Below are 14523 nucleotides of genomic sequence, written 5' to 3' on the forward strand. Positions count from 1 at the left end.
TTTTTACATTTTGTCAAAAAGTAAAGCGAAATCCAAGTTGCAATTGTCTGGACGCAAATGCTCCACGAAAACGATCTGGGGTGACAGTAAATCTACCATCTCTTTGTGGTGGTAAATTAAAATTACCTTGTGTGTCAGGTGGAAAAGTGCGAGCAAAATCGCTTATGTTAACTCGGTTAAAAAGATTAAAGGCTTCAAAAATACCTTCTATTTGGTATTTTTCCTTGAGGTTGAATTTTCGAGTTAGCCTAACATCTACATTTGCAAATCCAGGAGTTATGCCTAAATTACGACCTATGCTAACACCATTCATAAAGGGTCGATCCCCTGGAGGATTATCACCACTTCCATTTAGGTCTACACCTGCAAGCAAATTATATGGGCGACCCGTATTAAGTGTAATAATTGTTGATAGCTGCATTCCTTTTAAAAATCTATTTTGACCATAACTAAGATCTACTGTTCCAGAAAGAACAAAACGGCTACGAGTATCTTGTAATGAGAGACTACGTTCGTCTCTTAACTTAAAAGAATTTACTAGCTCAAGTAATCCTGACTCAATACGAAAATCTATAAAATTATCAATAGATTTGGAAAATGTATAACTTGCTAATAAGTTGAGTCTATTTTTTAGCTTTTGGTTAAAAGTTACAGTAAAGCCATTAAAATAACTATCAAAAGCGTTTTCAAACTCAAAATTATCTCCCTTAGTTGGGTCAACACGTCCAGTTAAAAAGCTATTAAATGGATCATTAGGGATTGGCCGAACAATAGGGTTAACATTACGTGCTGAAAATACCTTTAAGCCACGTACATAAGTATATTGTAAGGACAAAGAAGTTTGATCATTAAAGAAGTAATCCACTCCAAAGTTAGCTTGTTGTGAATAGCTAGCACGTTGATTTGGTTGTAATGTAAGCACTTGGGTAAATTGTGGCCCAAAATTTATTGCATCTGGTACTTTGTCACCATCAGGGAATTTATGCCCAGGTAGTGCAAAAGGAATTATGGAAAAAGGAAAAACAGCTATAGCAATGTTAAATTTTTGGGATGTTGTACTATTAACTGGGATAGATGGCCCAAGAAAAGGAACACCAAAAAATATCCCATAAGCACCATGTATATTAACATTTGATAATTTTGCTGGTCGGTAAGAAAAAGCAAATCTAGGGCTAAAATTTCCATTATTTCTACTTTGTAGCGTTACACGGTTAAGATCATAACGAATTCCCATCTTTAGTAAAAATGAGGAAGTAATTTTTATATCATTTTGAAAAAATGTTGAGAAAAACTTACTAGTTCCACCTGAACGGCTATCACCAAAGCCTTGAACATAAGCAACAGGTAAAGACAATCTATCTAAAGGCAAAAGTGGAAACCCTTGTAACGATAGTCCAGCAGCAAAAACTTGTAAAAATGCCCTTTGTTGTGGGCTTCTGAGTGAAGGATCAAAAGCCTCTAACCCAGAAAATGTAGGCCCACCCAAAAAGCGCAAATCAATAGGATTAAATTGTGCAAATCCACCTGGCACAATAGGCACATTAGAAGTTTCTGGATTAAATTTTAAGTATATATAATCTACTCCAAATTTTATTTGATTTCTTCCCTTAGCAATAGAAGTTATATTAGCAATTTGATAAAGAGGTGCTTCACGGTTTTGTGTTAAAAATGTCCCACGACCAAAAATAGCCTCTCCTTCAGTTGCAACTAAACGCACTTGAGGCCCAACATCCGTTGCTATAACATCTTGGTTACGCTTATTAAAAAGAAATTTTGTTTCATTTACTAAATTTAGCCCAGTATTTATATATGTGTTGCTAACAGCAACCGAATTATCATCTAATTTTTGTACACCTGAATTAGTTTGTCCTATAAGGCCGCCAAACGGCTCCAATGCACCATTATAAATAAATCCTCCTGTATAACGGACTTTTAAGGAATCTGTGTCTGATAAACGAACGTCAAGTCTTGCCAGTAATGATGTATTGCCTATGGAAAAAGGAATTGGCCCATTTTGCAATGGTAAACCTATATTGTTTGCAGATCTTACGGTTTGATTAGAAATAGTAACAAAATTATTTTGCTTAAGTGATAAACGTTCAAAAGAAGTAAAATAAAAAACTTTATCTTTTTTGATTGCTCCGCCTAAAGTTGCCCCAAATTGGTATTGGTCAAAATTAGGCTTAAAGCTAGTAAAAACATCACGAGTATTTAGGCCATCATTACGATTAAAGAAAAATACTGATCCATGAGTGTCATTAGTACCACTTTTAGTAACAATATTTACAATTCCTGAAGATGCCCGGCCAAATTCAGCAGAAAAGCTATCTGCTAGAATTTGAAATTCCTGTATAGCTTCCTGGCTAAATGTTGATCTAACGGCCCCTGAAGCACTTTCATTATTGTCCAAGCCATCAATAGTAATATTGTTATTTCGTGCAGGTTGTCCATTAAAAGAAAGCCCAGAATTAGCTGCTACGCCTTGTGTTGGCACTCTATCAGCCGTTACACGTGAAGATGTAAGGGAAAAATCTAAAAAATTTCGCTGGTTTATCGGTAGAGAAGATATTCTTTGAGTGTCAATATTAGTACTGCTCTCTGTACGAGTTTCATTTAACATAGCAGAAGCCTTAACTTCAATTACTTCTTCTGTTCCTGCTGGCAATAGTACAAAACGACTTACTAGAGTTGTTCCTATAAGCAAGTTAAAACTTTGGGTTGTTGGTTTAAATCCTTCAATTGCTACAGTTATAAGGTAATCACCTGGTGGAAGTTGTATAAAACTATAGCTACCATCTTCTTGTACTTGAGCCGTTCTTTCTGCATTTGTGCTGATTTGCTTAGCTGTAATGGTTGCTCCTGCTAAAACTGAGCCTTGAGCATCAACCACTGAACCTGTAATTGCTCCTGTTGTTGAACCTTGGGCATAGGTTGCAACAGCAAAATAACTAGTGATAAATAGCGAAAGTAATATATATAGACTTTTACGCATAGCGAACCCTCTTAAACTCTGGATTTATGAGATTTTTGGATGGGGCAAAATTAGATATTTTAGAGATAATTCTTTAGGAAGATTATATTTTAAAAAGATTATATTTCAAGCCAAGATTGTTTATAAAATTTAAGTAAGCTAACTAATGGTATTATTTATGTTATGCTGTATTTAGTATGTGCTTTTATTGCTTTTACCAAAAGCCACTGTGTAGGATAAAGGTTAGGTATTTCTTTTGACAACCTTTAGTTTTTTTACCTTTTAATATTTCTTTTGATTATAAGGTTAGATATAGTTTTTGTTTAAGTACTCTGTAAACTAAATTTACTGATATTTTAATCTTAAGCCCCAACGGGGCGACATAACTGTAGCCTAGGGCATAAACCCTAGGAAATAATAATTAAGTCTCTTCAAGCCCTGAAGGGGCGGGCATAGTCTTTTCTTAACATTAAAAAACTATGCCCGCCCCGTTGGGGCTTTTGGGAATGCCTGATTATTATACCTAGGGTTGAAGCCTTAGGCTACATATCTTTCGCCCCGTTGGGGCTTTAAGAAATAAAAATTTCAGATTACTTAGTTTACGCTGTAGTAAGTTATAGTTATGGTTACAATTTATCCTAACAAACTTGGCAATTAGATAAATCATGGCTACACTATCTGACTTAAAAACTATGACAGAAAAACCTCAAAACTTAATTTTAACTTTAGATACTTCTAGCCCTCGGGCTAGTTTAGCTATTGGCTATGGTGATAACCTTCTAGCTCAAATGGGAATTAGTGGAAATGAACGTCGCTCTAGTAACTTACTTAGCGAAATAGATTATTTACTAGCTCGTGCAGGTTTAAGCATTAAAGATATTGCTGCTTTTGCTGTAATAGTCGGGCCAGGAAGCTTTACAGGGCTTCGCGTTGGTATAGCTACTATTAAAGGTTTTGCTCATGCTTTGGGTTGTCCAGTTATTGCTCTAAAATCTACTGAAGTACTAGCTAGAATAGCTGGAACTACTAATTGTAGCGCGGTTTTACTTGATGCTCATCGCAGTGAAGTCTTTGCGCAGCTATTTAATGTTGATGAAAATGGACAGGTAAAAGAACTTTGTGACCTTCTGATTGGAAAAGTAGAAAAAATCTTGTCTGTATTTTATGAATATCAACAAGAAGAAAATTTACCTAGGATGATTTTTGTAGGTGATGGGGTGAATTTACATAAAGAAGTGTTATTAGACTATGCTAGCAAAAATTCTCTTCAAATTCATCAAGCAAAACTCTTGACAGCTAATAATTTAGGATGGATATTACATAGGCCAATTAATTTTCTTGCCCTAGAAGCTGCACTTTATGCACAAGAAAAATTTGCTCTAGGAGAAACAATTTCTGCTGATGAACTATCTGCTTATTATGTGCGGCCAGCAGAGGCAGAAGTTAAGCTACAATTAGGCTTAATTGGAAAAAAGAAATCAAATTTATCTTAAAGAAGTAAGGTTTATGTCTGTCGCGCTATCTGAAAATTTATCTTTGGTTAAGTATGAAATTACACAAATGCTAGAAGCTGATCTTAGTTGTATAGTTGAAATAGAAGAAACTACTAAGTTAAGTCGTTGGGGATATGAAGCTTATCGGCAAGAATTATTTGGCAACCCTACGTCAATAATGCGTACTGCTCGCGGAATCACACCTGTAAATATCTATCGTAAAGTTTTAGGTTTTATAGCTTCACGAGTGGTTTTTGACGAACTACATATCAATAATGTTGCTACTCATCCTACTTTTCGCCGTCTAAAAATAGGTACTACTCTTATGGAGGCCGCCATTAAAGAAAGCCGTATTTATGGAGCGCGTCGCTGTTTGTTAGAAGTACGTAGTGGTAATGTTGCTGCTCAAGAACTCTATAATAGGATGAATTTTCAAATAATTGGCCGACGACGAGACTACTACACTAACCCTATTGAAGATGCTTTAGTTATGCAGTTTTTATATTACTAACTTTTTCTTACTTTAATTTTATGATATTTCGTTTTACTACAGCGGGTGAATCTCATGGCAAAGCTTTAATTGCTGTAATAGAAGGCTTACCAGCAGGCTTGCCTATAGATATTGATTTTATTAATAACCAACTCTGGCGACGGCAACAAGGTTATGGCCGAGGCCATAGAATGAAGATTGAGTCAGATAAAGTAGAAATAATGTCTGGTGTTCGTCATGGGTTAAGCTTAGGTTCACCTATTGCGTTAATGATAGAAAATAAAGACTTTAGTAACTGGCAAGATGTAATGTCGGTTGAAAAAGTTGAAATTGCAGAAGAAAAACGCACTCGTAAAGTAAAACGCCCTAGACCTGGACATGCTGATCTTGTAGGTGGACAAAAATATCAAACGCATGACCTAAGAGATATTTTAGAACGTTCTAGCGCACGAGAAACCGCAGCAAGAGTTGCTGTAGGAGCATTTGCTAAACTTTTACTAAAAGCTTTTGATATAGAAGTTATTAGCCATGTAATTATGCTAGGTGGTATTCCTGAAGTTCCTATCTTAGCTAGTTGGGAAGAAATTGCTAAAATTCAGCAAGATACAGATTTAAGATGTGTAGATAAAGAAATTACCGAAGTAATGAAACAACATATTGATAAAGCCCGCGAAGCAGGAGATACATTAGGCGGAATCTTTGAGGTAATTGCTAGTAATATTCCTGTAGGCTTAGGTTCACATACTCAATGGGATTTGCGCATGGACGGACAACTTGCACAATCTATAATGTCAATACAGGCTGTTAAGGCCGTGGAAATAGGCTTTGGGACAGAATCAGCGCGTTTGGCTGGCTCGAAATTTCACGACGAAATCGGCTATAATAAAGAGAGAAGCCAGTTTACACGGCTAACTAACCGTGCAGGCGGTCTTGAAGGTGGAATGTCTAACGGGGAAGAAATTAGAATTAGAGGTTATCTAAAACCAATTTCAACCTTACGTAAAGCACTACAAAGCGTAGACATTGACACAAAAGAGCTTTCAGTGGCGGCTTTTGAGCGTTCAGACATTACGGCTGTTCCGGCTGCTGGTGTAATTGGTGAAGCTGCGGTAGCTATTATACTAGCTGATGCAATGCGTAGGAAATTTGCAGGTGATTCATTAACAGAAATGCAGCAGAATTTTTTTAATTATAGAAAACTGTTATCAACTTATTAGCTTCAAATTAAGCAAATAGTGGTAGGGATGGATTTATGATTTTACCAATTGTTAAATATGGTGAGTTAGTCTTAACTAAAAAGGCTGCACCAGTAACAGAATTTAATGAAGAGTTACAAGAATTAGTCAAAAACATGTTTGAAACCATGTATGCTGCTCCAGGTGTTGGACTAGCAGCACCTCAAATTGGAGTTTCAAAACGCTTATTTGTAATGGATTGTTCTGGAGGGAAAAACCCAGAAGAAAAGCTAGTATTAATTAATCCAGAAATTGTTCAAACAGAAGGAAAACAAACAGGTGACGAAGGTTGTTTAAGTTTTCCTAATATTTACTTTGAAGTTACTCGACCAAAAAGACTTGTAGCACGTGCTTTTGATGCTACAGGCAAAGAGTTTACCATTGATGCAATGGATTTAACTGCTAGATGTATTGCACATGAAAATGATCACTTAAATGGCGAATTATTTATTCAATATCTTGGGCCATTAAAAAGAGAATTAGTAATGCGTAAGATCAAAAAACGCATCAAGTTAGGAGATTGGAAATAACCAACTCTATGAAAATAGTATTTTTAGGGACACCTGAATGGGCTGTCCCTTCCTTTGAACGTATTATTGCAGATGGACATGAAGTATTAGCTGTTTTTACTCAACCAGATAAACCGGCTGGACGTGGTAATAAACTTCATCCACCACCTGTTAAACAGGCGGCTTTAGCCCATCAACTAACAGTTTACCAACCAACCAAAGTTCGCACTCCAGAGTTTCAACAACTTTTTGATTCCCTAGCCCCAGACGTTGCAATTATTGTAGCTTATGGGAGGATTATTCCTGAATGGATACTAAAAATTCCTAAATATGGTTTTATTAATGTTCATTTCTCATTACTTCCAGCTTATCGAGGTGCAGCACCTATTAATTGGGCAATTGTTAATGGAGAAAAGCAAACAGGAATCACCACAATGCAGTTAGTTCCAGAACTTGATGCTGGAGATATTTTACTTCAACAAGCAACAGAAATTTCTGATTTAGAAACGGCTGAAGAATTAGGTAAACGGTTAAGTTTTTTAGGTGCTGAACTACTTTCGCAAACTTTAGACAAGTTGCTTTCAATTACTCCTCAAAAACAAGATCATGAAAAGGCTACCTTTGCGCCCATTCTTAAGCGGGAAGATGGAAAAATTAATTGGCAAGAAATGACTGCTCAAGAGGTGGCTTTACGTGTAAGAGGCTTTCAGCCCTGGCCCGGTGCTTACACACTCTTAAAAGGTACTAGGTTAATTATTTGGCAAGCTAAGGTTAAAAATGCAGTTTTATCTGGCAATAATCAGCCAGGAACGATTGTTCAAGCCGATAAAAATGGTATAGTGATAGCTTGCAATCAATCCACTGCATTAACAATATTAGAACTTCAACTAGAAGGACGTAAACGCTTACAAGTAAGAGACTTTCTTAATGGGATTCCCTTACAAGTAGATGAATCACTTGACGGATAAATAATATGTTAGTCTTTGAATCAAATCCCCAACTCCTAGCAGGAGTAAAAACGCCTATGTCTGTCGAGCTAATGAACGATACAGAAACTTTAAGCTTAGAAAAAGAACTACAAAAACTAGAGCAACAAATTAATGAATTGCTAAAAAACCGTTCTGAGCAGAATTTATCTACAGAACTAAAAGCAGAAATTGATGTTTTACGCTCTAGGATTGATGAGCTACAACAAAAAATCCATTCACGCCTTAGCCCTATGGATAGAGTGCGAAATGCTCGACATCAGGATAGGCCCTACACTTTAGACTTTGCTCATTTGGTTTTTGAAAACTTTCAAGAAATTCATGGCGACCGACGTTATGCAGACGATTCAGCGTTGGTATGTGGATTTGCTCAATTTTTAGGTGAACCAGTGATGATTATTGGACACCAAAAAGCAAATCTTAAAAGTCGTAAAACCGAAGATCGCAAGATGCGTAATTTTGGTATGCCAAAACCAGAAGGTTATCGTAAAGCCTTGCGGGTGATGAAGTTAGCTGAAAAGTTTAACCGTCCAATTTTTTGTTTTATTGACACACCAGGTGCTTATCCAGGCATTGAAGCAGAAGAACGAGGACAAGCCGAAGCTATAGCAAGAAATTTAATTGAAATGGCTAGAATTCGTGTTCCAATAATCATTACTGTCACTGGGGAAGGTGGTTCTGGAGGGGCATTAGCTATAGGTGTTGGTGATATAGTTTATATTTTAGAAAATGCTGTTTATTCTGTAATTTCTCCAGAAGGTTGTGCTGCAATTTTATGGAAAGACTCAGCTAAAGCAGATAAAGCGGCTGAAAGTATGAAGATAACAGCACAGGATCTAAAAGCTTTAGGTATTATAGATGAAATAATTCCTGAACCTAAAGGCGGCGCACATAAAGACTATGAAACAATGGCAAATATATTAAAAGAGCGTCTTGCTATTGCTTTAGCAAGTATTCGTGAACTACCTATCACAGAAATGCTAGAGCGTCGTTATGAAAAATTCCGCTCTATGGGTGCTTTTGAAGAAAGATTTTTATAAGTTTTAAACCTATATTGTTGAGTCCTTTTGTTTGACTTTTAGCACAATACCAAAAAGTAAAATAGTTGGTTGATTATGCTAAAAGCACACTGGAAAGATATGGATAAGTTTATAAAACAAGTAAAAGAAACAGTTGCTATTTACAATGGAGACTGTTTTGATTGTCTTGGAGATCTAAAAAACGAGTCTATAGACCTTATCTTTGCTGATCCTCCTTACAACATCGGAAAAATTTTTGGTGATTTTATTGATAGTTGGCCGTCTGATAAACATTATGCTGAATGGTGTTACAAATGGTTAGAACTTTGCATTAAAAAGTTAAAACCTAATGGTAGTCTTTACGTAATGACTAGCACACAAGCAATGCCATATATTGATTTATGGTTGCGCGAAAGATTAACGATTCTTTCACGCATTGTTTGGCATTATGATAGTTCAGGGGTTCAAGCAAAAAAACACTTTGGTTCATTGTATGAGCCAATTCTTTTTTGTGTAAAAGATCCCAAAAACTATACTTTTAATGCTACAGATATAGAGGTTGAAGCAAAAACAGGCGCCACACGCAAGCTTATTGATTATAGAAAAGAAATACCTACCCAATATAAAACTACTAAGGTACCAGGCAATACATGGTATATACCTAGAGTACGATACCGAATGTTAGAATATGAAAATCATCCAAGCCAAAAACCAGAAGCTCTTTTAGAGAGAATTATTAAGGCTAGCAGTAACCCAAAAGATATTGTACTTGATCCATTTGCAGGGACTTTTACAACTTGTGCTGTTGCACAAAGATTTGATCGTAAATCCATTGGCATTGAGTTGCAATCTGAATATTTTAAGATTGGATTACGAAGACTTAGTATTTCTAGCCATTTTAATGGGGAAGAACTGAAACCTTTAGAAAAAAATTTTATAAGAAAAAGTAGTAACCTTTCTATAGAACTAAAACAAGACAGCCTTTTTGATGTATAAATTTGAAATTACTAATCACACATTTACATCTGTTATTCTTGGTATTCTTGAAGTGCATTTTGGGGATTATGCTAAAGATGTATTTGAGGCAAGCCCTTTACTTGGATATTTAAACAATAAAACAAAAGCTGCAAATCGAGGCTCAAAAGCGCGAGGAGCTTTTGCAAATCATTATGCTTTATATGTTGTGATTGAAGATTATATAAATAATGGCTTTTTTTATGAAAAAACAAAACTTTCATACTCAAAATATGAAGGGGCAAAATTCTCTGATTTATTTCGTAGACAAAGAGAATTACCTTTTGGTAGAAAGCTACAAAACCATGCTCTAAATGCCCGCTTAAATGATGAATTTAAGAAATTTTATCCTACACTGGGCAAACAACCTATAGTTCGTGATGTTGAAAAACAAAGATATTGGATTCAAGAAGATTTGCTAAAAGTAAAAATTAGAAAAAAAGATGGTGAAGACTTTACTTACAACATAGCAAAAGCGGTTATTAACATAATTGAATCTTATATAGCCACAAAAAAAGCTGCATTTGAAAACTTTCTTGAAGTATGTAAAAAAATAGTAGATTTTGGAGAAGAAAAAGCTGATAAGGCAATGGAGTTTATTGTAGAGCAATTAAACCCAGATGTAGATGCAAGAATTTTTGAAATTGTTAGTTATGCTGTACTTAAAGCTATGTATGAACAACAAACAATTTGGATTGGAAATGAAAAAGAGACAGTTGTTGAAAAAGCATTAACTTTATATAAAACAGGAAGGACAAATGCTAATGATGGGGGGATAGATTTTGTTATGAAGCCCATAGGTAGGTTTTTCCAAGTCACTGAAACAACAGATGTAAGCAAATATTTTTTGGACATTGACAAAGTGCAAAAGTTTCCTATCACTTTTGTTATTAAATCAGATGAAACAACTAATAAAATTTGTGAACAAATTAAAATTCAAGCAATGGCAAAATACAAGATCGAGTCTGTAGTAGAATCTTATATGCAGGCTATTGAAGAAATAATTAACATTCAAAGCTTGGTCAGTATTTTTATGGAAATTGTGAAAAGTGGAAAAATTGAAAAAGTAATGAACGAAATCGTGGTTCAAAGCAAACTCGAATTTAATTACAATGAGGAAGTCTAAAAGGTCAAAATAGAAAAGTCTTGCCAAGTTTCAGCAGACGCATATTTGCTACGCCTGCTGAATTTCTGAAAAATTAGCGAGTTAAGCTTAAAGATAAATATCAAGATCTCCAACAAAGTTTTCGTCAAAGTCAAAATTAAAATCAGGGATGTGGATCTCAGGTAAATCTTTTAGTTCTTTTAATTCAATAGGTGGAATAGGTGGAATAGGTGGAATAGGTGGAATAGCAAAATCTTCCAACTCTACTAAAGCTTGTGGTTCAGCAGGAAAATAGAAATTAAAATTTTCTCCTGGTTCAGGTCTAGCTTCTAAATTGGCTCTCAATTCTATCTTTTGTCGATTACGTATAACTATTAATCGTGCTTCTCCAGACTCAATCTTACTTACTTCTTTACGTAAATCACGACTATTTCTAATTACATTTCCATTAATTTCAACAATTACATCACCTGCTTGAAGACCTGCTTTAGATGCTGGGCTATTTTCTGAAACATTAGAAACTAAAACTCCTTGCTCTTTTTCTACTCCAAAATATTTGCCTAATTGATCAGTGAGTTCTTGAACGCTAACACCTAAACGACCACGCCCAAAAGCAAAAAAGAATTTGTCAGTTTTACCTTCTGCACGGGCTTTTTCAAATTCTTTTTTGTATTTTTCTATGGCTTCGTGGGACTGTTCTAAAGCTTTTTTGCGAACTTCCCCTGCTTTTTCAAGAGCTTTTCTATGTTCTTCACCTCGACCATATGAGAAAGCATAAAAGTCTTTTTCTAAGGATTTATCTAAAGTAAAACTTAACAGTTGAGAATTACTACCTCGAATAATACGTAAAGATGTAGATTTACCAAATTCTACTTCTTGTAATTTTCTTCGCAGGTCTTGATAAGATTCAATAGCTTTACCATCAAGTTCTACAATTACATCTCCAGCTTTTAGTCCAGCGCGATCTGCTGCGCTATCTTTTAGTACCTCTTTAACTAAAACAGCACGTTTTTCACCAAGGTTTAGTTCTTGAGCGCGTTCTTTAGATAAACGGCCAGCAATAATTCCTAAGCGTTTGCCTCCAAATACCATTGTTATTTTTGATCTAGAGTTGTCTAATTCTTCTTTTTTCTTATCAGTTTGTGCTGTTGTTGCAGTTTGTAATCCAAGTATTAAAGAAAGTGCTAAGGTTAGTCCTAGTTTTGTGGACTTAAACATATATATCTCCTTACCATTTGTTTATATATTTTGCTGGGGTTTATTGGACTTTCACGCAAAACTATGCTTAAAAGTTCCAAAAGCTTTGGAGATATTTTGTTTTATCAAAGTTTATTGGCTTAGTACCTCTTTAACAAGTTTTAGTAATTTTTCTGTAGTATAAGGTTTTTGTAGCACTCCATTGATATTATAAGCTTCATCATTTACTACATTTATTGTACTAACACCACTAGCAAGAATTACTTTAATAGTGGGATCTATTTTTCTTAGAGCTTTTATTGTAGTAAGTCCATCCATAAAAGGCATAATATTATCTGTAATTACTAAAGAGATTCTTTCTTTTTCTTGTAAATAATTTGCAATGGCTTCTGTTCCATCATTTGCAGTTAAAACCTCATAATTGCTGGCTTCTAAAGTAGCTTTGGTGATTTCTCTAACAGAAATTTCATCATCAACAACTAATATCATTTCTCCTTGACCAGCAAATAAATCATAAGGCTCTTTTTCTGCAACTGAGACTTCTTTTACTTCTGATGCAGGTAAATGGATCTTAAACTTAGTTCCATATTTAATTTTACTCTCTAGCGTAATAAATCCATCGTGAGCTTTAACTATACTTATTACTGTAGGCAGACCTAAACCTGTTCCTTTACCTATTTCTTTGGTGGTAAAAAATGGTTCATATATTTTTGACATTGTTTCAATTGACATACCTTCGCCAGTGTCAGCAATTTCTATAACAACATGTGGGCCAACTTTTGCTTCCTCGCTAATTTGAGCATAATTTTCATCAATAAATAAATTATCTATACTAATAGATAGAGTACCTCCATTAGGCATAGCATCGCGAGCATTAACACAGAGATTCATTAAAACCTGGTGAATTTGTGTAGTATCAGCTAAAACACTCCAAATATCTTTTTTTATACTAATTAATGGGTTGATATTTTTAGGGAAAGTTTCTCTAATAACTTTCTCAACTTCTGAGACTAAATGGCTAATTTGTATTGCTATTCTTTGACTTTCTAGCCCACGTCCAAAAGAAAGTACCTGTTTAACTAAATCAGCACCTCTTTGAGAACTATCTTCCAACATATTAAGTAGTTTTTGGCTTCTCTCATCTGGAAGACGTTTTTTTAATATTTGGATAAACATCATTATTGGAGCAAGAACATTATTTAAGTCATGAGCAATACCACTTGCTAAAGCTCCAATACATTCCATTCTTTGGGCCCGTAAAAATTGTGCTTCTAACTTTTTTTTCTCTGTAATATCTGTATTAACTACTAGTAATGTTTGTAAGAAACTAGGTTCACCTTTAATTAAAGCTTGACGACTTTCTACAATAATTTCTCTATTAACTTTATTAACTTGTTTTAATTCCCCAAACCATTCTCCTTTTTCAAGAACATTTTTAGTAGTGGTAGAAAAAAGGGAAGGCTCTTTCTTAAAAGTTATATCTTTAATATTTCTACCAAGGGTTTCTTCAGCCGTCCACCCATAAAGACGTTCTGATCCCTTACTCCAAAACAAAATATTACCTTCTAAATCTAGTTCTTGAATTGCATCAGGAACAATATTAATTAAAGTTGCTTGCCTATGAATTTCTACTTCTGCCATTTTACGTTGAGTACGCTCTTGTTTTTCCCGTAAGGCACGAAAGACAGAAGGAATAAGTTTTGAAAGCCGGTTTTTAAGTACATAATCAGTTGCACCATTCTTAAAACCTTCTATTGCTGCATCTTCTCCAATTGTCCCAGAAATATAAATAAATGGGGTATCAGGGGTTTTTTCTTTTGCTATTTCTAAAGCTTTTGCTCCACTAAATGAAGGTATAGAATAATCTGAAAAAATCAGATCAAACTTTTGTGTTTGAACAGCTTTAACATATGATTCCCGATTGCTAACCTGTAGGATTTCAAACTTTACGCCTTCAGAATCTAGTATCTCTTTAACTAATTCTGCATCATTAGGGTTATCTTCTAGGTGTAGTATTTTAATTTTTGTTTCCATATAGTTTTATATTAATAACTTATACAATTTTACTTGGAGGAGGTTCATTAATTACAGCCCAAAATAAACCAATTTCTTTAACAGCAGTAATAAATTGTTGAAAGTCTACAGGCTTTACCACATAAGCATTTGCTCCTAAATTATAACTAATAACTAAGTCTTTTTCTTCTCTTGAAGAAGTTAACATAACAACAGGGATTGTTTTTAATTTTTCATCATCCCGAATTTGTTTTAGAACTTCTAACCCATTAACTTTTGGCATTTTTATATCTAGGAGAATTACTGCGGGGTTTCCATTTGTTCTGTTGCTAAAGCTTCCTTGGCAGTAAAGATAGTCTAATGCTTCTGAGCCATCTCGCACAACTATAACTTCATTTGCTAAATTATGTTCACCTAATGCTTCTAATGATAGTTCAACATCATTAGGGTTATCTTCTGCCAGTAAAATTTTATGTACTTTTGCCATAAAT

Annotated in this window: 12 protein-coding genes; 8 read left to right on the plus strand and 4 right to left on the minus strand. The window is 34.8% G+C overall.

What is annotated here, in order from left to right; all coding sequences use genetic code 11:
* Positions 1–13: 13 nt before the first annotated feature.
* On the minus strand, positions 14–2992 hold the full coding sequence (locus IPK14_23295) for a TonB-dependent receptor (GenBank protein ID MBK7996196.1): 2979 nt from the start codon (positions 2990–2992) through the stop codon (positions 14–16).
* A gap of 644 nt (positions 2993–3636) precedes the next feature.
* Between IPK14_23295 and tsaB the strand changes: the two genes are divergently transcribed.
* The 8 genes from tsaB to IPK14_23335 all read left to right on the plus strand — a co-directional run bounded on the left by tsaB (position 3637) and on the right by IPK14_23335 (position 10843).
* Complete coding sequence (gene tsaB, locus IPK14_23300) at positions 3637–4464, plus strand: tRNA (adenosine(37)-N6)-threonylcarbamoyltransferase complex dimerization subunit type 1 TsaB (GenBank protein ID MBK7996197.1); 828 nt, start codon at positions 3637–3639, stop codon at positions 4462–4464.
* A gap of 13 nt (positions 4465–4477) precedes the next feature.
* Positions 4478–4975 (plus strand): ribosomal protein S18-alanine N-acetyltransferase, encoded by a 498-nt coding sequence (gene rimI / locus IPK14_23305; protein ID MBK7996198.1) that lies wholly within the window; start codon positions 4478–4480, stop codon positions 4973–4975.
* A gap of 20 nt (positions 4976–4995) precedes the next feature.
* On the plus strand, positions 4996–6171 hold the full coding sequence (gene aroC / locus IPK14_23310) for a chorismate synthase (protein MBK7996199.1): 1176 nt from the start codon (positions 4996–4998) through the stop codon (positions 6169–6171).
* Between the two features lie 35 nt (positions 6172–6206).
* Entirely contained in the window at positions 6207–6719 is a 513-nt protein-coding gene (gene def, locus IPK14_23315) for a peptide deformylase (protein ID MBK7996200.1), read from the plus strand.
* A gap of 8 nt (positions 6720–6727) precedes the next feature.
* Positions 6728–7666 (plus strand): methionyl-tRNA formyltransferase, encoded by a 939-nt coding sequence (locus IPK14_23320; protein MBK7996201.1) that lies wholly within the window; start codon positions 6728–6730, stop codon positions 7664–7666.
* Between the two features lie 71 nt (positions 7667–7737).
* The gene (locus IPK14_23325) at positions 7738–8724 is read left to right on the plus strand and encodes an acetyl-CoA carboxylase carboxyltransferase subunit alpha (protein MBK7996202.1); all 987 of its coding nucleotides are present in this window, start codon (positions 7738–7740) and stop codon (positions 8722–8724) included.
* A gap of 99 nt (positions 8725–8823) precedes the next feature.
* Positions 8824–9699, plus strand: coding sequence for an adenine-specific DNA-methyltransferase (gene yhdJ, locus IPK14_23330; GenBank protein MBK7996203.1), 876 nt, complete (start codon positions 8824–8826; stop codon positions 9697–9699).
* Positions 9692–10843, plus strand: coding sequence for a restriction endonuclease (locus IPK14_23335; GenBank protein ID MBK7996204.1), 1152 nt, complete (start codon positions 9692–9694; stop codon positions 10841–10843). The genes yhdJ and IPK14_23335 overlap by 8 nt, the downstream gene beginning before the upstream one ends.
* A gap of 87 nt (positions 10844–10930) precedes the next feature.
* On the opposite strand, the gene IPK14_23340 is transcribed toward IPK14_23335, so the two are convergent.
* The 3 genes from IPK14_23340 to IPK14_23350 all read right to left on the minus strand — a co-directional run bounded on the left by IPK14_23340 (position 10931) and on the right by IPK14_23350 (position 14519).
* Entirely contained in the window at positions 10931–12040 is a 1110-nt protein-coding gene (locus IPK14_23340) for a PDZ domain-containing protein (GenBank protein MBK7996205.1), read from the minus strand.
* Positions 12041–12151: 111 nt separating this feature from the next.
* Positions 12152–14053 carry a response regulator gene (locus IPK14_23345; protein MBK7996206.1) on the minus strand — a complete coding sequence of 634 codons (1902 nt, stop codon included), beginning with the start codon at positions 14051–14053 and terminating at the stop codon, positions 12152–12154.
* A gap of 19 nt (positions 14054–14072) precedes the next feature.
* Positions 14073–14519 (minus strand): response regulator, encoded by a 447-nt coding sequence (locus tag IPK14_23350; GenBank protein MBK7996207.1) that lies wholly within the window; start codon positions 14517–14519, stop codon positions 14073–14075.
* Between the last annotated feature and the right edge of the window lie 4 nt (positions 14520–14523).

The organism is Blastocatellia bacterium (assembly GCA_016713405.1).
GTDB lineage: Bacteria > Acidobacteriota > Blastocatellia > Chloracidobacteriales > JADJPF01 > JADJPF01.